The organism is Taibaiella helva (genome assembly GCF_003545695.1).
Taxonomy (GTDB): domain Bacteria; phylum Bacteroidota; class Bacteroidia; order Chitinophagales; family Chitinophagaceae; genus Taibaiella; species Taibaiella helva.
Window position 1 is genome coordinate 367,029 of record NZ_QUZZ01000004.1, and the last position, 23,114, is coordinate 390,142.

18 protein-coding genes are annotated in these 23,114 nt (G+C 52.0%); 13 read left to right on the forward strand and 5 right to left on the reverse strand.

Annotated features, from left to right (window positions below):
• The first annotated feature begins 23 nt into the window (after positions 1–23).
• The 8 genes from DZC79_RS09450 (at position 24) to DZC79_RS09485 (ending at position 11,159) form a co-directional block, all read left to right on the forward strand.
• Complete coding sequence (locus DZC79_RS09450; RefSeq protein WP_118951307.1) at positions 24–707, forward strand: response regulator transcription factor; 684 nt, start codon at positions 24–26, stop codon at positions 705–707.
• A complete protein-coding gene (locus DZC79_RS09455; protein ID WP_118951308.1) occupies positions 704–2,023 on the forward strand; it encodes a sensor histidine kinase in 1,320 nt (439 codons plus the stop codon). The genes DZC79_RS09450 and DZC79_RS09455 overlap by 4 nt, the downstream gene beginning before the upstream one ends.
• 109 nt (positions 2,024–2,132) lie before the next feature.
• Entirely contained in the window at positions 2,133–3,515 is a 1,383-nt protein-coding gene (locus tag DZC79_RS09460; RefSeq protein WP_118951309.1) for a TolC family protein, read from the forward strand.
• Positions 3,516–3,563: 48 nt separating this feature from the next.
• Entirely contained in the window at positions 3,564–6,833 is a 3,270-nt protein-coding gene (locus DZC79_RS09465; RefSeq protein WP_118951310.1) for an efflux RND transporter permease subunit, read from the forward strand.
• Between the two features lie 29 nt (positions 6,834–6,862).
• Positions 6,863–7,981 carry an efflux RND transporter periplasmic adaptor subunit gene (locus tag DZC79_RS09470; RefSeq protein WP_118951311.1) on the forward strand — a complete coding sequence of 373 codons (1,119 nt, stop codon included), beginning with the start codon at positions 6,863–6,865 and terminating at the stop codon, positions 7,979–7,981.
• Between the two features lie 86 nt (positions 7,982–8,067).
• Complete coding sequence (locus tag DZC79_RS09475) at positions 8,068–9,144, forward strand: NADH:flavin oxidoreductase/NADH oxidase (RefSeq protein ID WP_118951312.1); 1,077 nt, start codon at positions 8,068–8,070, stop codon at positions 9,142–9,144.
• A 34-nt stretch (positions 9,145–9,178) separates the two neighbouring features.
• Complete coding sequence (locus DZC79_RS09480; RefSeq protein ID WP_118951313.1) at positions 9,179–10,177, forward strand: alpha/beta fold hydrolase; 999 nt, start codon at positions 9,179–9,181, stop codon at positions 10,175–10,177.
• A gap of 28 nt (positions 10,178–10,205) precedes the next feature.
• Entirely contained in the window at positions 10,206–11,159 is a 954-nt protein-coding gene (locus DZC79_RS09485) for an aldo/keto reductase (protein ID WP_118951314.1), read from the forward strand.
• A gap of 110 nt (positions 11,160–11,269) precedes the next feature.
• Here the strand turns inward: DZC79_RS09485 and DZC79_RS09490 are convergent, their stop codons facing one another.
• The gene (locus DZC79_RS09490; protein ID WP_157977034.1) at positions 11,270–12,070 is read right to left on the reverse strand and encodes an SDR family NAD(P)-dependent oxidoreductase; all 801 of its coding nucleotides are present in this window, start codon (positions 12,068–12,070) and stop codon (positions 11,270–11,272) included.
• Positions 12,071–12,272: 202 nt separating this feature from the next.
• Between DZC79_RS09490 and ygiD the strand changes: the two genes are divergently transcribed.
• The gene (ygiD, locus tag DZC79_RS09495) at positions 12,273–13,121 is read left to right on the forward strand and encodes a 4,5-DOPA-extradiol-dioxygenase (protein WP_232831800.1); all 849 of its coding nucleotides are present in this window, start codon (positions 12,273–12,275) and stop codon (positions 13,119–13,121) included.
• Between the two features lie 81 nt (positions 13,122–13,202).
• Here the strand turns inward: ygiD and DZC79_RS09500 are convergent, their stop codons facing one another.
• Both DZC79_RS09500 and DZC79_RS09505 read right to left on the reverse strand, forming a co-directional pair.
• On the reverse strand, positions 13,203–14,900 hold the full coding sequence (locus DZC79_RS09500) for a hypothetical protein (RefSeq protein WP_157977035.1): 1,698 nt from the start codon (positions 14,898–14,900) through the stop codon (positions 13,203–13,205).
• A gap of 56 nt (positions 14,901–14,956) precedes the next feature.
• A complete protein-coding gene (locus tag DZC79_RS09505) occupies positions 14,957–15,511 on the reverse strand; it encodes an NADPH-dependent FMN reductase (protein WP_118951318.1) in 555 nt (184 codons plus the stop codon).
• A 183-nt stretch (positions 15,512–15,694) separates the two neighbouring features.
• Here DZC79_RS09505 and DZC79_RS09510 point away from each other — a divergent pair, with 183 nt between their 5' ends.
• From DZC79_RS09510 to DZC79_RS09525, 4 genes are all read left to right on the forward strand, one after another.
• Positions 15,695–16,702, forward strand: a complete 1,008-nt coding sequence (locus DZC79_RS09510; protein ID WP_118951319.1) for a sugar phosphate nucleotidyltransferase — start codon at positions 15,695–15,697, stop codon at positions 16,700–16,702.
• 161 nt (positions 16,703–16,863) lie between these two features.
• On the forward strand, positions 16,864–18,516 hold the full coding sequence (locus tag DZC79_RS09515; RefSeq protein WP_198666836.1) for a tetratricopeptide repeat protein: 1,653 nt from the start codon (positions 16,864–16,866) through the stop codon (positions 18,514–18,516).
• The gene (locus tag DZC79_RS09520) at positions 18,509–19,339 is read left to right on the forward strand and encodes a DUF4292 domain-containing protein (protein WP_157977036.1); all 831 of its coding nucleotides are present in this window, start codon (positions 18,509–18,511) and stop codon (positions 19,337–19,339) included. The genes DZC79_RS09515 and DZC79_RS09520 overlap by 8 nt, the downstream gene beginning before the upstream one ends.
• Before the next feature lie 224 nt (positions 19,340–19,563).
• Positions 19,564–21,816, forward strand: coding sequence for a M4 family metallopeptidase (locus tag DZC79_RS09525; RefSeq protein WP_198666837.1), 2,253 nt, complete (start codon positions 19,564–19,566; stop codon positions 21,814–21,816).
• A gap of 83 nt (positions 21,817–21,899) precedes the next feature.
• Here DZC79_RS09525 and DZC79_RS09530 read toward each other — a convergent pair whose 3' ends face one another.
• Positions 21,900–22,124 carry a class I lanthipeptide gene (locus tag DZC79_RS09530; protein ID WP_118951323.1) on the reverse strand — a complete coding sequence of 75 codons (225 nt, stop codon included), beginning with the start codon at positions 22,122–22,124 and terminating at the stop codon, positions 21,900–21,902.
• A gap of 201 nt (positions 22,125–22,325) precedes the next feature.
• Positions 22,326–23,066: a TrmH family RNA methyltransferase gene (locus DZC79_RS09535; protein ID WP_118951324.1), complete on the reverse strand. Its 741-nt coding sequence runs from the start codon at positions 23,064–23,066 to the stop codon at positions 22,326–22,328.
• Positions 23,067–23,114 lie beyond the last annotated feature (48 nt).

Consider the following 23,114-nt stretch of genomic DNA (forward strand, 5'->3'; position numbering starts at 1 on the left):
ATTCGCCGATAGTTTTGCCCCGTATGAAAGTATTAGCCGTAGAAGACAATAAGGAGCTGGCCAGCAGCATACACGATTACCTGGCCGGTGAGGGATATATATGCGAAGTGGCTTATGGCTTTAAAGATGCCCGGGAAAAGCTGAGCCTGTTCAGCTACGATTGCATCCTGCTGGATATTATGCTGCCCGATGGCAATGGCCTGGAGCTGCTGCGCTGGATACAGCAGGAGCATATCGCCAGCGGTATCCTCATTATTTCGGCCAAGAACGCCCTGGACGATAAAGTAAATGGCTTGGAAGGCGGCGCCGACGATTATGTGACCAAGCCTTTCCACCTGCCTGAGCTCCACGCGCGGCTGAGAGCGATCTATCGCAGGAAAAAGCTGGATGGCAGCAACCTGATCAGCTTTAACGAGATCAATCTTAATACCGATACGCTGGAAGCCCATATCAATGCCACGCTCCTGGATATTACCCGCAAGGAGTTTGACCTGCTCCTGTATTTCCTGGTAAACAAGAACCGTGTGCTGTCGCGGCAGTCGATCGCAGCCCATCTCTGGGGCGACTATACCGACAATTTAGCTAACTTTGATTTCGTATATCAGCACGTGAAGAACCTGAGAAAGAAGATCAGTGCTGCCAACGGCGCCGATTATATCGAAACGGTTTACGGGCTGGGCTATAAGTTTAATTCGTCGAAGGTATGAAGCTGGTCAATAAGTTTACCTGGTCTTTTGTTGCGATCGTACTGATTCTTACGCCGGTTACGATGACCATTTCCTACCGCAGCATCAAAAGGCAGCTGGATAAAGCAGAAGGTATCCGGCTGGCTGAAATGAACGACAATGTGGCCAATAAGCTGCGGGCAGGACATGCCAGCCAGGAATATACACAAAGCCATCCGATCGCCATCACTAAGATCACTGCGCTTCCAGAACAAAAAGTACAGGTTATCGAAACCCAGGAATTCAACAATGCGCTGAACCGGAAAGAATGCCTGCTTACCGTAAATTCTTTCTATACCATCAATGGGGAGTACTATAAAGTTTCTTCCTACAACTTCGTGACCAAATCGGAGCAGATCTTTAAGGGAATGATGGCCGCCGTTATCTGGAAAGTAGTGCTGCTGGTGTTCGGTGTGATCATTACCGCCCGTATCATATCCCGCTATGTGTTGTCGCCTTTCCGGCAGACGATGGTCACCATCAATAATTTCCGTGTGAAGCAGAAGGAAAAGATAAAGCTGCCTGAAACCTCTACGCAGGAATTCAAAGAACTGAACCGCTTCCTGCAGAAAATGACGGACAAAGCTATTGAAGATTATGCCTCGGTAAAGGAGTTTAGCGAGAATGCCTCACACGAATTACAGACGCCGCTGGCCGTAATCCGCAGCAAGATCGAGCTGATGGCGGAGACCGATATCGATGCTACTCAGGCTGCATTGATCGAAGACGTGCAGAATGCGATAGAAAAGCTGTCGAGCATCAACCGTTCGCTTACCCTGCTCACCAAGCTGGAGAACCAGGAATTTGAGACCTCTTCCAATATTAAGTTCTGCACCGTGACCAAGCAGGTGATCGCTTCCTTCGAAGACTGGATACAAATGAAGCAGCTTACTCTTACCCGCAGCCTCGATAAGAATGTACCCCTGACGATCCATCCCACGCTTGCCGAAATGCTGATGACTAACCTGCTCAGCAACGCCATCCGGCACAATATTCCCGGGGGACATATTGAAGTAGAGCTGAGCGCCAAAGGACTGGTGGTCAGCAATACGGGCCTTCCCCCTGAAATCCCTACGGAAGAGCTGTTCCAACGGTTTAAGAAGAGCAATCAAAGCGCCGATAGCATAGGCCTGGGCCTGGCGATTGTGAAGCAGATCTGTGAAGTGAACCGTTTTGCCGTCAACTATGAGTACAGCAATGGCTGGCATATGATCGGTGTTTGCTTTGAAGGCAAGGGTAAGATGGTCAGCGCTGCCGAACGTTTTGCCCGTTTACAGCAGATTTCTATGCCGGCTTAACAATTGCTTTGCGTTCCCGGCATCCATCTTCAAAATTGCTTCAAAATGCTGCAGTCTCTTTGCATCTGAAACCACGCTCCCGGTTTCTATGTAAAACAAGACACACGCCATGCAGATCAGAAATTATTGTATTGCACTGCTTCTTTTTTCAGCGAAGATCGCCTCTGCCCAGGATACTTTATCGTTAAAAAAAGCCGTGGCCATGGCTATTGAAAATTATGGCACGGTGAAGGCCAAAAGCAATTATGCTGCCGCTTCCCTTGAGCAGGTAAGCCAGGCCAAACGCGAATACCTACCCAACCTAAATTTATCCGCCCAGCAGGACTACGGTACCATCAACGGCCAGAACGGCCCGCTGTATGGCTTTGGCGGACTGAGCGCTTCTTCGTCGGGCATCCCGCTGGATCATCAGAGCTGGACTGCAGCCTTCGGCGCTTTATACCTGACCAATATCAACTGGGACTTCTTTGCCTTCGGCAGGGCAAAAGAGAAGATCCGTACGGCGGAAGCTACAGCAGCGAGAGATACCAAAGACTGGCAGCAGGAAGTGTTCAGGCACGAAGTACGGGTGGCCGGCGCTTACCTGAACCTGCTGGCCGCGCAACAGCTGAGACGTTCTTACCAAAAGAACCTGGAGCGTGCCGATACTTTTAAACGTGTCGTTACCGTGCGCGCGCTCAACGGACTTATCGCAGGCGTCGATTCGGCGCAGGCCAATGCCGAACTGTCCAATGCCCGTATCGCGCTGATCAAAGCACGGGATGTTGAACAGGAGCAAAGCAACCAATTGGCTCAGCTGATCGGTATTGCTCCCCGCGAATTTATCCTGGATACCTTTTTCGTTTCCCGTGTCCCTGCCCTGCCCGCAGACAGCCAGGAGACAAGCAACCATCCGGTGCTGCAATGGTATAAGAGCCGCATTGCCCTCAGCGATGAGCAGACCCGGTATTATAAAACGCTCTATTATCCGGCATTCAGCCTGGTGGGTGTACTGCAGACCCGCGGTTCCGGCTTCAACTCAGGATATACCACTAATCAGAACGACTACAGCCAGGGTTATTGGGATGGCACTCATCCTACCCGGACCAATTACCTGTTTGGCCTTGGTGTGACCTGGAACATTACACAACCGCTGCGCATCGCCAGGCAGGTAAAGGCGCAACGCTTTATCAGCAAAGGACTGGAAGATGAATATACGCTGGCCGAACAGCAGGTCAATGCGCAGCTGCAGCTTTCGGACACCAAGATACAGAATGCACTGGCCAGCTACAGGGAGGTGCCGGTGCAGGTGAGGGCTGCGTCCAATGCTTACCTGCAGAAATCGGTATTGTATAAGAACGGCCTCACCAATCTTATCGATGTGACACAGGCGCTCTATGTGCTCATCAGGGCCGAGACGGACAGGGATATTGCTAATAATAACGTATGGCAGGCCCTGCTGCTGAAAGCCGCCGCAGCAGGCGATTTCAGCCTTTTCGAGAGTCAGCTCTGACCATAATCATTCCAAAACCCTTAAGCAAAATACTTTAAGCCAATCTTTATGAACTTAATCCGCTTCGCCTTACGTAAGCCTATTACGATACTGGTACTCGTCGCCGGCCTGTTTTTCTTCGGCGTTAAGGCTGTTACCAGTATCAAGATCGACATTTTTCCCAAGCTGGATATGCCGGTGATCTACCTGTCGCATCCTTTCGGCGGCTATACCTCCTCGCAGATGGAAGCCTTCTTCGGCAAGCAATATATCAATATCCTGCTCTTCGTGAATGGGGTGAAGAGCATCGAGACCAAAAATATTTCGGGCCTTACCCTCATCAAGATCAATTTCTATCCCGGTACCAATATGGCACAGGCAGCGGCCGAGGTGAGCGCCTTTTCCAACAGGGCCCAGGCCATTTTCCCGCCAGGGTCCAACCCGCCTTTTATTATCCGCTTCGATGCTTCGACGCTTCCCGTGGGCCAGCTGGTATTGAGCAGTAAGACGCGCAGCAACAATGAGCTGCTGGATATGGCCAACGTATATGTGCGCTCCGCCTTTACCTCTGTGCCCGGCCTGGTGGGCTCTACGCCCTTCGGCGGCAATATCCGTACCGTAGTGATCAAAGCTGATCCGGAGCTGCTGCGTGCACACAATATGACACCCGATCAGCTGGTAGAGGCCATGCGGCTCAATAACCAGGTAGCGCCTTCGGGTAACGTGAGGATAGGAGATAAGAATTACATTACGCCCACGAATACGACCATCGATAAGATCAAAGACTTTGAAAATATTCCCCTGTTCAAGAATGGTGTGCAAAACCTTTACCTCCGCGATGTGGCCACAGTAGAAGATGGCGCTGACGTGACCACCAGCTACGCGCTCATCAACGGTAAACGTTCGGTGTACATCAGCATCGCCAAGAGCGCCGATGCCTCCACCTGGGAAGTGGTTCAGAACCTGAAGAAAGCGATGCCTAAAATGCAGGCCCAGCTACCCGACGATGTGAAGCTGAGCTACGAGTTTGATCAGTCCACTTATGTGATCAACTCGGTGAAAAGCCTGCTGAGCGAAGGCGCTATCGGCGCCGTATTGACAGGACTGATGGTGCTGCTGTTCCTAGGCGACCTGCGCGGGGCTTTGATCGTGATCCTGACCATTCCCACCTCAATCATATCGGCGGTATTGTTCCTGAACCTTTTTGGCCAGACCATCAACATCATGACGCTTAGCGGCCTGGCCCTGGCGATCGGCATCCTGGTCGACGAAAGTACGGTCACGATTGAGAACATACACCAGCACCTGGATATGGGCAAACCTAAAGCCCTGGCGATATGGGACGCCTGTAAGGAAATCGCCTTTCCCAAGCTGCTGATCCTGTTCTGTATCCTGGCGGTGTTTGCACCGGCCTTTACCATGGGCGGCATTCCCGGCTCTTTGTTCCTGCCGCTGGCGCTGGCGATCGGTTTCAGTATGATCGTATCTTATTTCCTTGCACAGACCTTCGTGCCGGTGATGGCTAACTGGATCATGAAGATCAAGCATCATAAAAAGGCAGATGGTACGGAGATGAGCGATGCGGAAGCGTTTGCCGCCGCAGGGCTTTCCGCTTCTGGTGAAAAGGATACCTGGGAACAGAAGGCAGCCTTAGTTGAACGTACGGATAGCAATCGCGATGGCAAGATCAGCCGTTTTGAACGTTTGCGGAATCGCTACCTGCGGTTCATCGATCGCATGATGCCTTATCGAAAAATCGTTGTCGGCACTTACCTGCTGGTGGTATGTGGTCTGGTCGTGCTAATGATCAACAGCATCGGCCGCGATGTATTGCCTAAAGTTAACGGTGGCCAGTTCCAGGTGCGGTTACGTGCACCCGAAGGTACCCGTATCGAAGAGACTGAGCTACAGACCGTGAAGCTGACCAATGCGATCAACGATATCGTGGGCAAGGAACATGTGTCGATCACATCCGCTTTTGTGGGCATGCACCCGCAGCTGTTCTCTACCGCGCCCATCTTCCTGTGGATGGCCGGCCCGCATGAAGCTGTATTGCAGGTGGCGCTGAAGGAAGATTATAAGATCAACCTGGATGCGCTGAAGGACAAGATCAGGGCAAGGGCCAAACAGCTGGATAGCCGTCTGCAGCTTTCTTTCGAACCGATAGAGCTTACCGATAAGATTCTGAGCCAGGGCTCGCCTACACCTATTGAAGTGCGCTTTGCCGGCAGGGATAAGAAGCTGAATGAAAAATATGCGCGGATAATGATTGAAAAGCTGCAGCAGATACCCTACCTGCGGGATGTGCAGTTGGGACAGTCGACCAAATACCCGGCGCTGAATGTCAACATCGACCGTCTGCGCGCCGCCCAGCTGGGAGTGGACATCAGCGATGTGACTCGTTCGCTGATCGCATCGACCTCCTCCTCCCGCCTTACAGAGAAGAACATATGGGTAGATCAGAAAGCAGGGCTAAGCTACAGCGTACAGGTGCAGGTTCCCGAAAATAAAATGACTACAGTCAATGATATTGGTGAGATACCCTTGCAGAAGAATGCGGCACGACCGGTATTGAGCGATGTGGCCACAATCACCCCTTCGACTACCTATGGGGAAAACGATAACCTGGGGGCTATGCCGATCCTGACGGTAACGGCCAACCTCAATAATGTCGATCTGGGCAAGGCTTCTGCTGCCGTACAGAAAGCGATCGGTTCCCTGGGTGAGCTGCCCCGCGGATTGAACGTAGAGCTGATTGGTTTGAGCAGTACCTTGAAGGAAACATTGGACAGCCTGCAAAGTGGCCTGCTGGTGGCTATCGTCGTGATCTTCCTGATGCTGGCAGCCAACTTCCAGTCGTTTAAAGTATCGGCAGTGGTGCTGGCCACTGTGCCTGCAGTTTTGTTCGGTTCGCTGGCCTTGCTGATGCTCTGCGGCTCTACGCTTAACCTGCAATCTTATATGGGGATGATCATGTCGGTTGGGGTGTCGATCTCGAATGCCGTGCTGCTCATCACCAATGCGGAACAACTGCGTAAGCACAATGGCGACGCACTGCTGTCGGCAAAAGAGGCCGCAGCCCTGCGTTTGCGTCCCATCCTGATGACTGCCCTGGCGATGGTTGTGGGCATGATCCCGATGGCCAGCGGCCTGGGTGAGGCCGGCGATCAGTCGTCCCCGCTGGGAAGAGCCGTGATCGGCGGCCTGGTCGCCTCAACCTTTGCCGCTTTGTTTATCCTGCCGCTCACCTTCGCCTGGGGGCAAGGCAAAGCCACCACGCAGAGCGTATCGCTCGATCCCGAAGATGAAGAAAGTAAATTCTATGTTCCTCTGAAATAAATACTAGCTACTAATAAAAACAACAGACAATGAAACAAATACTAAAACTGTCGCTGGGCCTGATGATCCCGTTCCTGGCCATCTGGATATTCTCCGGATGCAGCACCTCATCCGCCGATGAAAGCAAACATGGTACGCTGGCCACAGAGCCGGAGCTGGAAGCTTTCCGCCTGCAGGAAGGACAGCTGAGCACATCGATGAGAATACCCGGCGAGCTGGTAGCCTTTCAGCAGGTAGACCTGTATGCCAAGGTCAGCAGCTTTGTACGGAAGCTGTATGTAGACGTGGGCTCCGAAGTGCAGGCCGGCCAGCTGCTGGCGGTTATGGAAGCCCCCGAGCTGAATGCGCAGCTGTCGGGCGCGCAGTCCCGGCTGAAGTCACAGGAGGCTATCTTCCTCGCCAGCAAAGCAACCTACGACCGTTTGCTGGAAACCAGCAAGACACCCGGTACGGTTTCCCAGAATGACCTGGACCTGGCCTATGCCAAACAGAAATCGGATATGGCCCAGCTGGACGCCGCCCGTGCGGCGCAAAAGGAAGTTACCGATAACCGGGGTTATCTGGAGATACGAGCACCATTCAGTGGGGTGATCAGCGCACGTAATGTAAGCACCGGCGCTTATGTAGGACCGGCAGGGAAGGGTTCTGACATGCCGATCTTTACCTTGCAGGAACAAAAGAAGCTGAGGCTGGTCGTCAGCGTACCGGAAGCCTATACCAGCTACCTGAAAGACAAAAGCGAAGTAAGCTTTACCGTGCGTTCTGTCGCCAACCAAAAGTTCAAGGCTTCGGTCTCAAGGCTGGCCGGCGCTCTGGACAATCGTTTGCGGTCGCAACGTACGGAGATGGACGTGATCAATGAAAGCAAGCTGCTGCTGCCGGGTATGGTAGCTGAAGTGGAAATCCCTATGAACAGCACTGCCAGCACTTTTGTCGTGCCCTCTTCTGCAGTCCTGAATTCCACCAAAGGTGTATATGTGATCAGGGTTGTGAATGGTAAGGCCTTTTGGGTGCCGGTAACTGCTGGCCGTACTGCCGACAACCGTACCGAAATATTTGGTAATATCGCGATCAATGATGTGCTGGTTAAACAAGCCAGCGAGGAATTGCGCGACAGCAGCGCAGCGCCCAGAGTAAAAATCAACTAAGGCAACTTTCACAGCGGAAGATTGTTGTTCCCGGACCGGGAGGCGATCACCCCAGGAGAAGCCGGATAAAACGAAAAGCGTTAAACATGTCACTATTATTTTCTCCGTTGCCCGTTAAAGGGCTGGTGCTGAAAAACCGTATTGTCGTCTCCCCGATGTGTCAGTATTCGGCCGAAGATGGTTTTGCCAACGACTGGCACTTGGTACACCTGGGAAGCCGCGCTGTGGGCGGCGCCGCGCTTATCATCGCGGAAGCGACGGCGGTATCGCCTGAAGGTCGGATATCGCCCGATGATCAGGGGATATGGAAGGACGAGCATATCTCCATGCTGAAGCGGATCACGGATTTTATTCACCGGCAGCATGCCTATGCCGGTATTCAATTGGCGCATGCCGGCCGCAAAGCGAGCACGCTGTCGCCCTGGAAAGGCAATGCGCGGATCCGCAGGGCAGAAGGTGGCTGGCAAACCGTAGCGCCTTCGCCGGTTCCCTTCCGTGAGGCCGATGAGGCGCCGGAGATGCTGGATAAAGCAGGGATCCGGAAAGTAGTTGCCGATTTTGCAGCGGCAGCAGGCCGGGCTGTAAGCGCAGGCTACGATGTGATCGAGCTGCATGCCGCACATGGCTACCTGCTGCACCAGTTCCTGTCTCCCCTGAGCAATCAACGGACGGACGAATATGGCGGCAGCTTTGAGAACAGAATAAGGCTATTGCTTGAAGTGGTAGCAGCAGTACAATCAGAAATGGCGGCGCATATGCCTTTGTTCGTACGCATTTCTGCTACAGATTGGGTAGATGGCGGATGGGACATCGATCAATCGGTGCAGCTGGTGGCATTGCTGGCGGACAAAGGCGTGGACCTCGTTGATGTTTCTACCGGGGGACTGGTTACCGGTGTGCGCATTCCGCTGGAGCCTGGCTACCAGGTGCCGTTTGCAGAAAGAATAAGAAAAGAAACGGGAATACTGACCGGCGCCGTAGGCCTGATCAGCAGCGCGCAGCAAGCCGAGCAGATTTTGGAAGAGGAGCAGGCCGATCTGATCCTGATGGCCCGGGAGCTGCTGCGCAATCCTTATTTCCCCTTGCATGCTGCTGTGCAGCTGGAAGATGAGCCGGCATATCTGCCGCAATACGAAAGAGCGAAGCCGGGAAGGGGAAAGTAAAGCAGAGTTGTCTTTCTTGGAAAACACAATACTTATGAAAAAAGGACTGCTGCTCTTTGTTGTACTGTTTTCTTTCCTGTCGACCCGCGCCCAGGAGGGATGTGGCGCGGTAACCGGTACCAACCTGGAGAATATTGACTATCCTTTCCCTGTAGACCGTATTCATCTGGACATACAGGGAGAACAGCTGCAAATGGCTTTTATGGATGTGCAGCCCCGCAAGCCCAATGGAAAGACGGTGCTGCTGCTGCATGGCAAGAATTTTTGCGGCGCTTATTGGGAGCAGACGGCGAAAGACCTGCTGAAAGAAGGCTATCGTGTCGTGGTCCCCGACCAGATCGGGTTTGGCAAATCATCCAAACCTTCCCGCATACAATACAGCTTCCAGCTGCTGGCGCTCAATACCAAAGCGATCCTGGATCGCTTACATATCGGGAAAGTGATCGTTGTAGGCCATTCGATGGGCGGCATGCTGGCAGCCCGCTTTGCGCTCATGTTCCCGGAGCTTGTGACGCAGCTGGTGCTGGAAAACCCTATCGGCCTCGAAGACTGGAAGCGGGTAGTGCCTTATCAGACTGTTGAGGACTGGTATGCCACAGAGCTGAAGCAGACTTATGAAAGCCTGAAGCAATACCAGATGACCTTTTACTACAATAATGAATGGAAGTCGGAATACGACCGGTGGATCGACATACCTGCCGGCTGGACGCGCAATCCCGATTACCCGCGTATTGCCTGGAACTCAGCTTTGCTGTACGATATGATCTTTACCCAGCCGGTATGCTATGAATGGGAAGAGATACAGGCTCCTACCTTGCTCATCATCGGGCAAAAAGACAGGACCGCCATAGGTAAGAATAAAGCGCCACGGTCGGTCGGGGAATCCCTGGGCAACTATCCCCGGCTGGGCCGTGAAACAGCAAAGAAGATCAAACATTGCCGGCTGAAGGAAATTGATGACGCCGGTCATGCGCCGCATCTGTCCGACTACCGGCAGTTCAGAAAGGCCTTGTTTTCTTTCCTGGAATCCTGAATGAATAACCGCAATACCTGTTATAATTATGGAAAAAAGACAATTAGGACAATCTGATCTTAAAGTTGCGCCGCTGACGCTCGGTGGCAATGTTTTCGGCTGGACTATTGACGAAGCGCGTTCCTTCGAAGTGCTGGACGGCTTTGTGGCCGCAGGTTTTAACCTCATCGATACGGCTGATGTCTACAGCCGCTGGGCGCCCGGCAATACCGGCGGTGAGTCGGAAACCATCATCGGCAACTGGATGAAAGCAAGAGGCAACCGAGAGAAGGTGATCATTGCGACTAAAGTTGGTGGGGATATGGGACAGGGCAAAAAAGATCTTTCCCGCAGCTACATTCTAAAAGCGGCTGAAGATTCCCTGCGTCGCCTGCAAACAGATCATATCGATCTGTACCAGACGCATTGGGACGATGACACGACACCTGTTGAAGAAACGCTCGATGCCTACCAGCAGCTGATCAAGGAAGGTAAGGTGCGCTGGATCGGCGCTTCCAACCTTAGCCCTGCCCGCCTAACCGCTTCCCTTGAAGCCAGCGAACAGCAGGGTTTGCCCCGCTACCAAACCTTTCAGCCGCATTATAACCTGTACGTGCGCGACCAGTTTGAACGGGAGCTGGAACAGATCTGCATCGACCAGCACCTGGGTGTGATCAACTACTATTCCCTGGCCAGCGGTTTCTTAACGGGCAAGTACAGGAGTAAAGAAGATCTTTCGAAAAGCGCAAGAGGTGGTGGTGTAGCCAATTACCTTGATGAAAGAGGCTTTAAGATACTGGCTGCACTGGATGAGATCGCTGCCCGCTACCACACCCAACCGGCAAGCGTCGCCATTGCGTGGCTGATTGCCCGTCCATCGGTAACGGCGCCCATCGCCAGCGCAACCTCCACCGCGCAATTGCAAGATCTGGTTGCCGCAGCGAACCTGAAACTGGATGCAGACGCTATCACGCTCCTGAATGAAGCCAGCGCCTGGCGCTGATTTGCGGGATTGGAATGCTTTTGTCGCCTATACCTGTGGAAAGGTTGCATTGTGTTTGGATACCCTATAGCTGTAGAGACGTTGCATGCAACGTCTCTACAGGCCAGTCATCATCCTTTCAGTGCCTTGCCATAGGTACGGGCCATGCCTCCGATGATGATCCGTTTGGGAATGATACCGGAGAGGTAGGCCCCCAGCCGGTTGGTGGCGCCGGGCACATGGGTCCTTTTCCTTCTGCGAAAGGCGCTGAGGCCTTGCCGTGCGGCCTCGGCCACCGGCATCAGCCAGCGTTTCAGCGGGGAGAATTTATCGTTATCCGTCATTTCGGTGACCATGCCTCCTGGCAGGTACACCGTCATCGAAAACCGCTTGTTCTGCAGCTCGTGGGATAAGGCCGTAATAAAATTGAGCATAAAACCTTTGGTGCCTGAATAGGCTGCCTGGTAGGGCGTAGGCAGCACTGCGGCCATGCTGGACACGATCATCAGCCCGCCTTCTTTTTTATTCCGTTCAAAATAGGTCGCCAGTTGCTGGGTCATGCGCACCATACCGCTCACATTGGTCTGCAGCATTTGTTCAAACTGCAGCCAGTCCAGCTCAAGGTGCTCGCCGAAGTAAGTGATCCCTGCATTCAGTATAGCGCCATAAAGATTATCCTCCTCCAGGGCTACAGCGACACAACGGTCTATATCTTCAAGCCGGGAAAGGTCGGCCGTAACCGTTTTTACTTGGCTGTCAGGAGCTGCCTGGGCAATGGTTTGCTTCAATGCTTCCAGCTTATCGGCGCGGCGGGCGACCAGTATCAGGTGTGCTTTGTGCAGGGTAGCCAGCTGTAAGGCCATTTCATAGCCCAGCCCCGATGAGGCCCCGGTGACCATTACCCAGCGGCCGGCAAAATGTAAGTGTGCCATGTATCGTATTTGTCTGCCTGCGTCGGTAGCATGCACCGGCTCAGGCTTTGCAAAAGTAATAAACCTGCTCCTGATTGTATTTGTCAATATGGCTATGTGCGTTGCCCTCCGGCGAGCATGTGCTTTCCCCATAATAAATGCCGAAATTTGTACAATCCATCAATGCATGAACAGGTTTGATTTTTTAAAAACGATTTCGCTTATGCCTTTAGCCGGAAGCGCTGCCGGGCTTCGCGCCCTGGAGCAGTATGCCGATCCCCTGTTGGGTACTGATCCGATGCCTGTATTCTTTTTCGGGCATGGCAGCCCGATGAATGCCATTGAGCTGAATGAATTCTCAAAGGAATGGGAGCGGATAGGACAGACACTGCCCAGGCCCAATGCTATTCTTTGCATTTCGGCACATTGGCTTACACGCGGTACCTTGGTAACGGCAATGGAAAAGCCGCCTACCATCCACGATTTCGGCGGTTTTCCCGATGAGTTGTTTGCTGTGCAATATCCGGCGCCCGGCAGCCCTCAGCTGGCGAAAGACGCTGCGGCACTGCTGCCCGGCGCCGGCCTGGACGAAGCGTGGGGGCTGGATCATGGTTGCTGGAGTGTAGTCAAACACCTATATCCCGACGCGGATGTTCCCGTAATACAAATGAGCATCGACTATCATCAGCCGGGGCAGTATCATTACGATCTGGCCCGAAGGCTGGCCGTGCTGCGGCGCAAAGGCATACTGATCATCGGCAGCGGGAACATGGTGCACAACCTGCGCATGGTCGCCTGGGACAAAATGGATCAACCTGGCTTTGCCTTCGACTGGGCAACAGAAGCCAATGAGCAGATGAAGCGCTGGATCACTTCCAGGGATCATCGCCCGCTGATCGATTTTACCAGGCAGGGTAAGGCTTTCGACCTGGCCATACCGACTCCCGATCACTACTTCCCCATGTTGTATGCCCTGGCCTTGCAGGAAGACAAAGACGAACTGCAGTTTTTCAACGATAAAGCCGTGATGGGTTCATTGACGATGACCTCGTTCCGCATCGGCCGGGATTAATGGCACGAATGTACCTGGAATAACAACAAAGCGGGTGAAGCAATATAGCTTCGCCCGCTTTGTTGTTATTATGCAGGACAATCAGAATTGTGTGTAATCCTTCCTGGCGAGGTTAAGCCGTACGCCGGCGGTAAGGAACAGGCTGCTTTGCCCGGGAAGTATATTGTTTTCCACTTTGTATTTGCGATAAGTGCCGCCGATGTCGATATACAGGCGCGGCCTGAACTCATAGGAAGCATTAAGGGAAAAGAGCATACAATCGGCTTTGGGGCCGTTGATCAGCTTTACACCATAATCGGCCGGCCGGGTATTATAATCCAGGAAAATATTGCTGCCATTGTTGCTGCCATTCATATCGACGCCCTGCTGGTAATACATAGCGCGGGCATTGATCGATAGCCGGGGCATAGGCTGGTAATATACATTGCCGATCACCTCGGCAAAACCGGCGCCCAGCGGGTGCGCCAGCGGCTGGTTGTAGTGGGTGGCATTGGCAATGCTGTTGCCCTCGATGCTGGAATAGTGCTGGTAAGTATAGGGTCTTACAACATTTACTTCGCCCTGCAGATCGAGGTTGCTGATGGTGAACGCATCGAAATATTTAGCGCCGGCCTGTATGCCCCATTTGTTGGCCCAGTAACCTTTGCCTGAAAAGAGTTCACCGGTGGTGAATTCATTGATCAGCAGCTGACCGTAAAGGCTCAGGTGCTTCAGCACAATGGCTTTGGTATTAAAGCCCAGGGCCACCTTGTCAGGGCTGCCCATGCCTCGCTCCACGGCCCGGTAAAAGATGATGGGATTAAGATAGCCGAACTCGAAGTGGTCGCCCCGGGAAAAAGTAACGGTCTCGAACAAGCCGATATTGAGCCATCGGGTAACATTCAGACTCAGGTAATGCGCCGTGGCATATTTGTGACCGGTCGTGGCCGGCTCTCCGGCACGCGATTGCGGCTTCAGCATGAGGTACAGGTTCTGGTAATTCAGCTTCCAGATACGGGTATTGATCCGGGCAAAAGCCGCGCCTTCCGAAAAATCGGAGAGGAACAGCGAACGGATGCCGTCTCCGATGAAATGCCGGTCATAACCCAGGCTAAGGCTCACATGGTCCCTGATGAGCGGTACATTGACATAACCCCTGATCTGCAGGTATTGGTATCCGTTACCCGAACGGTTGAAATGGCCGACCCCGGGAATAGCGCCCCATTTTTCAATCCAGTCGGCGACATAGGTCGGCGGCTCATCGTAGTTGTTCGCAATATAGAAGTAAAAGCCTGCCCAGTCTTTGATGTGGCCGCGCAGTTCGACACCCTGGGTGCTGTTGTATACAAACTGCCGTGGCTTGTCGCGGTCGAAGCCGGCCTGGAAACTGAGCACTGGGTTGGCGACCAGGAAGAAGCCCTCGCGGTTGACATGGATAAAGTCGGGTTGCTTCCTGTAGATGGTATGCCACAGGCTATAGCGGGAATCGGCGGCGCCGTCGCCGTTGGGCGCTACCCATTCGCCGCTGATGGACAGGGCACGATTCATATTGTACACATCAATCGCGCTGGCTGCACCATCGTAGCTGGCCGATTTCTCTTCCTGCAAAAAGTGTACGGCATCTCTCCTGGACACGGGTTGCGTGCTCAGGAAAAGTTCGTCGGATAACGCTCCCGAGCGTGTCTCCAGTCTTTCAAGCAAATGATATTCATCGCTTCCCTGCTGCAGAAAGGTTTCCTGCGCCCTTGCCGTCGTCCAGATACACAACGATAATCCAAGACTGAGTAAACGTTTATCCATGTAGCCGAAAAGCTTTGATCTGAATCGCAAATTACAAAACGAACCGGAAATGATCGTCATGCCTGAACCTGGCCCCTGATCTTCTCTGCCAGCCAGAGGAATTCCCTGCAGAAATCCTCGATGTTTTTATGGAATTCGGGCGCCAGCAGCTGCGCATGCTCATCGAATTTTTTATCGGCCTGCGGCACGATCAGCATAAAGGGAGAAGCGATGCCGAAGAGCGCCGGAACCAGCTGCAGCAATTGCTGTGCCGCACGCATGCCACCCATGGCCCCATCCGAAGAAGTGATGATCCCGAAAGGCTTGCGGGTCTGCTTGGGAAAATGGTCAAAAAGATTTTTCATTGCCGGCGAGTAGCCACCGTTGTACTCGGGGGAAGAAATAATGAAAGCATCGGCGGCAAACATCCTTTCGGCAAGCCCACGGTATTCCTCGGGCGCCTTGTCTGCCGATGACCACACCTTTTCAATAAAAGGCAGCGTTTGCTGGTTCATCTCGATAAGGCCCACCTGGTGGTTGCAGATCGATTGCAGGTAATGGTGAACATAACGGGCTACCCTTGCGTTAAGGCTGGGATGGCGCGGACTGCCCGCAATAATCTCAATATTCATAACAGATCAATTTATTAATTACAGCAATGCCGGTGCAAGTATAAGCGATTATTCCTTTCCCGTAGGCTTTTGTTATAGATTAATTAATCCTGATATTTATAAGGGGAAAATGGAATACCTTCGCGCCGTTTCTGACCGGAGGCCGGTTATTATTGCTAATAAAACAATATTCTAAGTCCAGATATGAACATCATTATCCCTATGGCCGGAATGGGCAAACGCATGCGCCCGCACACCCTGACTACTGCCAAACCCCTTATCCCTATTGCAGGAAAGCCTGTAGTGCAGCGCCTGGTAGAAGATATCATGGCTACTGCCAACGAAAAAGTGGAGGAGATTGCCTTTATCATCGCGCCGCACTTTGGAAAAGCAGTAGAAGATATGTTGGTGAAAGTAGCTGAAAGCCTGGGCGCCAAAGGAAAGATATGTTACCAGGAGCAGGCGCTGGGTACAGCCCATGCTATTCTTTGCGCAGCCGACAGCCTTAAGGGAAATGTATTCATTGCCTTTGCAGATACCTTATTCAAAGCCGATTTTAAAATCGATACCAGCAAAGACGCCATTATCTGGACACAGAAGGTAGCCGACCCTTCCGCCTTTGGTGTAGTAAAGCTGGCAGCCGACGGAAGGATCATGGAATTTGTGGAAAAGCCGGTTCAGTTCGTCTCCGATCTGGCCATTATAGGCGTTTATTACTTCAAAGACGGGGAAAATCTGCGCCGGGAAATGCAATACCTTATCGATAATAGCGTTACTGAGAAAGGAGAGTACCAGCTCACGACCGCTATGGAGAATATGAAGAACAAGGGACTGGCATTTTACAGCGACCAGGTAGAAGAGTGGCTGGACTGTGGCAATAAGGATGCAACAGTGTATACCAACCAGCGTATCCTGGAGATCAAAAAGGATAAAGAACAATTGGTATCCCCTTCTGCCGTGCTGGAAAATGCAACTGTGATTGCCCCCTGCTTTATCGGGGAAGGTGTCGTTATCAGGAATGCCGTAGTGGGACCGCATGTATCGCTGGAAGCCGGTGTAACTATCGAGAACGCTTTGATTAACAATAGTATTATTCAGGAGCAAGCAACTGTTAAAAATGCTTGTATCGCCAACTCTATGCTGGGAAAAAATGTAACTTACAGCAGCAAAGCTGATGAGCTCAGCCTGGGCGATTTTTCTGTGGTTTTATGAACGATCTGATGTTGAATCCTATTATAATTTCCAAGCCTGGCAGATTCTTGCAATCCGCCAGGTTTTTTATTTTGGCCCTGTGCTGCCTGTCTGTACTGGCTGTGTCCTGCAGCTCTTCAAGCAAAGTGACAGGATCTCTGCCTAAAGCCAATACCAGGGCGTTGGCTATACCTTTGGCTATAAAAGTATCAAAGGATTCGGCAGACCAGATCTTCATGGATGCGGTAAAAGCCAAAATGCTGGACAATAAGGAAGAAGCCTTCCGGAAATACTCGCTGTTTGCGGCAGCGCAGCCGGCCAATGCGACAGCTCACTATGAGCTGTCGCGTCTGTGGCTGGAACGGAACAATATTACCCGTGCCCTGACGGAAGTCCGTATCGCCTTGCAGGGCGACTCGACCAATAAATGGATACTGAAGCAATACGCCGATCTGCTGGCTTTTGATGAGCAATATGTCGCCGCTGCCGATGTTTACGGCAAGATTGCCGCCCGCGACCGTGCGCCGGAAGAATACCTGATCCACCAGTCGATGCTGTACCAGAAAGCCAGGCACTACGAAGCTGCGCTGGGCACCCTGGATAAGCTGGCGCAATATGTGGGGGAAGACGATGAGACCCTTTTGCTGCAGCGCCAGCAGATCTACCTCACCATGAACAATGTGGAAGGCGCCGCTGCCGAAGGCCGGAAGCTGATCGCCTATTACCCCAATGAATCGCGTTACCGCTTGTTGCTGGCAGAGCTCTACGACAACAACAATATGCCTGAAAAGGCAGAAGCAGCTTACCTGGATGCCGAAGGGAAATTTCCTGCAGATGCCTATGTGCAGCTGGCCCTGGTACGGTACTACCTCAAAAAGAAAGACCTCTCCCGCATGGAAACCTACCTGGAAAAGGCGGTAATGAACAACAATGTAAGCACAGAAGACCGTATCGGTCTGCTGGTACCCTTTATCCAGTACCGGGGCGCCGATTCCGCCTCGCGTAAAATCGTGTTCGACCTTACCCGTAAGCTGGCAGAGCAGGAACCCGTGCAGCCACAGGCAGTGGCCCTTTACGGCGATCTGCTGGTGACCGACGGACAGTTTGAAGAGGCGCTGAAGCAATATAAAAGAGTGATTGCGCACGATTCGCTCAACTACACCTCCTGGCAGCAGGTCATGTATCTTTATTCCATGCGGCAGGAGAATGATTCCCTGATCGCGCTCAGCGAACGGGCGGCGCAAATTTTTCCCAAAGAACCTATGGTCTTTTACCTGGGTGGTATCGGGTATATGCAGGAAAAGAAAAATGACAGGGCGATCCTTTCTTTCCGGAAAGCGATCGCGCAAACAAAAAATAATGATGATCTGCTATCCGACGTGCTGATCTCCCTGGGTGATGTTTACAATACAGAAGGGCGTTTCAGCGCTTCCGACAGTTGTTACCGGTCTGCATTGAAGCTGCAGCCTAACAATGCCATGGCGCTGAATAATTTCAGCTATTACTTATCTGTAAGAGGCGAAAATCTGGATGAGGCGGAGAAAATGTCGGCAAAATCATTGAAATTGCGTCCCGATGAATCTACTTTCCTGGATACTTATGGTTGGATACTGTACCGGAAGGGGAAGTACACAGAAGCCAAAACATATATTCAGCGGGCGATAGAGCTCAACAAAGACAATGCCGATCCCACGCTTTGGGAACACCTGGGCGATATAGAATATAAGCTGGGCAATATCGATAGCGCGTTGGAATACTGGAATACCGCTTTGTCTAAAGGAGAGCGCTCGGAAAGTCTTCAGAAAAAAATAAATGAAAAGAAACTACATGATTAAGCTACAGAGAAACCGTTATCACCAACCAGGACGCAGGGCGCTGTATACGATGGCCCTGGCCGCCTTTGCTTTGCTGCTGCTGGGTACGCAAGCCTGTAATACGGCCAAGAAAACAACGACTGTAGCGCCGGTAAAGCCGGTGAGCCAGGAACGTAAGCCCGAAGAATACCTGGCGCAGACCATTAGCTGGAATACTTTCAGCGGTAAGGCCGATATGCATTTTGAGAATAGGGACCAGAGCCAGGATTTTACCGGCAACCTGCGTATGAACAAAGGAAAAGATATCTGGGCTTCCATTATTGCGCTGGGCATTGCTGAAGTGGCACGGGCTTCCATTACGCCCGACAGCTTAAGGGCCATTATCAAGATCGGCAAAAAGGCGTATGCGCTGTCGTATAAGGAAGGCCTGGAGCTGATACAGGCGCAGGTAGAATTCCCGGTGCTGCAAAACCTCTTTATCGGTAATCCGCTGATCAGTGATGTGGCCGTAAAAAAATCAGAAACAAAAGACAGCCTGATGCTGATCACATTGGAGAAAGACGACTTTACCGAGCTGCTGCAGTACAATAAACGCACAGGTACCCTGCAGGAGCTGCAGCTGAATTCGACACAGCGGGACTTTACCTGTACCATACGTTATGAGAAATATGGCCCGATCACCGGCCAGCAGCCTTTTGCCTTTAACCGTTACATCACCATCAACAACAAAGGGCAGCAGGTCAGGCTGGACATGGAATTCAGCAAAGCCGAGCTTGATGTCCCTGTTGAGACCAAGTTTTCCATTCCCGATGCTTATGAACGAAAAAGCATTCCTAAAAAATAAACCGGGATCATTTTCTGATCTGCGATCCGGCTGCATCAGCCGGATCTTTTTTACCTGAGAACAGCAATGAACGGATAATACAAAGCGCTCCGGAAGACTCAAAATAGGGAAATGCCGGTTTTGACCGGCTTTTTTCCCGTTTTGACCTCGTTTTGACGATGATCTTGCCAAACGGCAGCACAATAGCTTATATTTGTCCTCAGTTAAAAACAAAAGAACCATATATGAACAGAAGAATTATTCATGCCGTGTTTGTTGCAGCCGGCCTTATGACCCTGGCTACCGAAGCCGGGGCGCAGCAAGGCAAGCCCGCAGCGGCTCCGGCTTTTGTGATCCCGGTGAGCAATGGTGATATTGCAATGAGCCTGAAGGGAAAGCCGCTGCAGAGAGCCGGTATTACAGCACAGCTTCCTGCATTACTCGGGTTGTCGGCGCAGCACACCTTCAGCCAGGTACGCGAGACCACAGATAAGCTCGGCTATGCTCACCTTTCTTTTCAGCAATACTACCAGGGTGTGCTTATCGATAATGCTATTGTAATGGTGCATTTTAAGAAAGACGAGCCCGACTATATCAACGGTAAAGTAGCTCCGTTGGGTAACCTTTCCGTTACCCCTTCTCTGAGCGCAGCTGAAGCCGCACGCCTGGTAAAGCAGGACGCTGATGTGGCCCGGACAATTAAGGAGTATGCGCCGCAGCTGGTTATCGTAGGATTGAATACCGGCAAAATGAAAGAGTATGTGCTCGCATACAAGCTGCGCGTCGATGGTAAAATGAAGGACAGGAGCCTGCTGATGAAAAATTATTTCATAGATGCGCAGAGCGGTAAGATACTGAAAAAGGTCAACCTTATTGCGCATACCGACGTTAACGCAACAGCCAATACCTACTATAGCGGCAGCCGTCCCATTATCGCCGACAGTGTGGCTGTGGGCAGCTATCGCCTGCGCGATGCCGGCAGGAAGATCGAGACTTACGATGCGGGTTCGCTGGACCAGGATATGAGCGGTAATTTTATCGGCGAACGCGACTACTGGAACACCAGCACCAACTGGGATCTCTTTGATGCCTTCAGCGCTACTGAGCTGCAGGCTGCGTCAAGCTCGATGCTTTCCAACCTGGGCCCCGGTAATGGCAATATCCTGCTGTTTACCCTGGGTATGGGCAGCGATACCCTGATCGAATCGCCCCGCTTTGTCAACGTAAGCGGCGCTTCCAGCCTGCCTGCCGCCAATGGCGGATTTTATTCTATCCTGTCTCCCGGTCACGATTATAAGGGTGCTTACCTGAAGCTGGATTTCTTCAACGGTACCCTTGAAGATACAGCTGTTTACCCCGTGACCAATATTACACCCGGTACCTACAACTGGAACGATGGCAACGGCAATAGCGGTACCTATACCATTGCCAGGAAGAAAAATCCGGGCCTGGACGCGCATTGGGGCATGGAAAAGACACACGACTACTATTCATCCGTTTTCAGCAGGAACAGCTATGATAATAATGGCAGCGTGGTGAAGAATTATGTCAATTCAGGCGATCCGTACAATGCTTCGGCTGCACCCGAACCTTACAATGTCATGTTCTATGGCCTGGGAGATGGCGAGATCATGGATCCGGTGGTAGGCCTCGATGTGATGGGACACGAATTTACGCACATGGTTACCGAGCACAATGGTAACGGCGGCCTTGATTACGAAGGGGAATCCGGCGCATTGAATGAATCCTTCTCTGATATCTTCGGCGCTAATATCGAATTTTATGCGAAAGGCGCGGATGCGAACTGGACCATAGGGGAAGGTATTCTGCTGGGTAGCGGCGCTTCGTTTTTCCGCTCTATGGCTAACCCCAAGCTTAAGCAGAACCCCGATACCTATGAAGGCACCTTCTGGGTCGATCCTACCGACCCCGAAGATAACGGCGGCGTGCATACCAATAGCGGTGTACAAAATAAATGGTATTATCTCTTGGTAGAAGGAGGCAGCGGAACCAATGATAAGGGGAATAGCTATACTGTGAACGGTATCGGCAGGGAGAAAGCGGAGAAGATCGCTTATCGCAGCCTGACCACTTACATACAGCCCAGCTCTGTTTATATGGATGCTTACCGCTATTCGCTGAAAGCTGCGGGTGATCTTTATGATACCACGGGTGCGGAATATAAAGCGGTGAAAGATGCCTGGTATGCCGTCGGTATAGGAACAAAAGACTCTACTACCGGTATTGGTGAAATTGCGATAGGCGCGAACGACCTGGTGCTTTATCCCAATCCTGCCAGCAACAGGATAACCATCGCCTCTTCGCTGAAAGAGCCGCTGGAAGCGCAGGTGATGAATGTAGTGGGCGTACCTGTGATGAACCTTACGGTAACCAAGGGCCTGAACCCCGTTGATATTTCAAAGTTGGCCAAAGGCGTGTATATGATCCGGTACAACAACAATGCTAAGGGCTATGTGCAAAAGCTGACCGTATTCTAGTACAGGGACAAACAATAAATAATGAAAATGGCAACCTTTTGGGTTGCCATTCTACTTTTAAAAAAACAGAACCAATCTTAAGGTTACATCTCGGCGCAGCCGCGACAAGTAGGGTCTTCCGTTATCCAGGATTCGCAGCTGTGACCAATACAGCTTAAAGGCCCATCTGTATAGCTGAGTTGGTTACAGCGTGGGTCCAGCAGGCCCGATTGACCTCCCTTTACTATGGCAGCCGCCTTATTGCCCAGGTGGACGATAGTGGACTTCTGCAAAGAAAGCTTTTCGAGCCGAAGCGATTTCTTTTTCATATGCGTATCATTTAATAAGGTTAAAGCAAAGGTAGGTGCGTCCCGGACGCCGGCCAATCCCCGGAAACGGGTAATTTAAAGCATTGATACCGGCACCGGACATGATCGCTCAATCGCGATAGGGAACATGTTTCTGCGCTGCTTTGCAGTATGGAGAACGAATGATTGGCGTAAGGGGACAGGACGGATGCCTTTCTATAATCAGGAGAGGGTAAGCGCCGCGCAAACGATACCGGTCGCTACCGCGACGTTCAGTGATTCGGCGCCGCCTTTGCCCGGGATCAGCAGGCGATGATCGGCGGCTTCCTGTAGCAGCGGGGACAGCCCTTTTGATTCGTTGCCCATTGCGATCACGCCGCCCGGCGCGGCTTTGAGCTGTCGCATATCTCTGCCTTCCAGAGAGGTAGCGTAAAGAGGCAGCGTATTGGCCGATAGGAAAGCCTCAGGCGTCATTTCTGCCAGGCCTACACGAAGCAGGCTGCCCATCGAAGCCTGCACTACCTTGGGATTGTACCATTCCACGCAGTCGGGAGAGCAAATGAGCTGTGCCAGGCCAAACCAGTCGGCGACGCGGATGATGGTTCCCATATTGCCCGGATCCTGAATTTTGTCCAGGTACAAGTACCAGCGGTCCTTTTGCATAGTGTACAGTGCGGGTGCAGGTTGCTTTACCGCCAGCACTACCTCCTGTGCATGCTGCATGCTGGTCACCTTTTCCAGCTCGAAGCCTGCAGCCGTTATCCGTTCGGCTTCAGGGTGCCTTTCTGCAAGCGAAACGTGCATGCCTAGCCAGGCCTCCGTTGCTGCAATGTACAGGATCTCCGCTCCCGATAGCAGCCATTCCCTGGCATTTTTATCACCTTCTACCAGGTAGGCATTGTGCTCTTTTCTGTATTTTTGCCGGCCTAAAGATTGAAGGAATTTGATCTGGGCTTTGGTCATTTGCAAAATTTAAACACGCAAAACTAACCAATCCTGGCCTCATTTTTA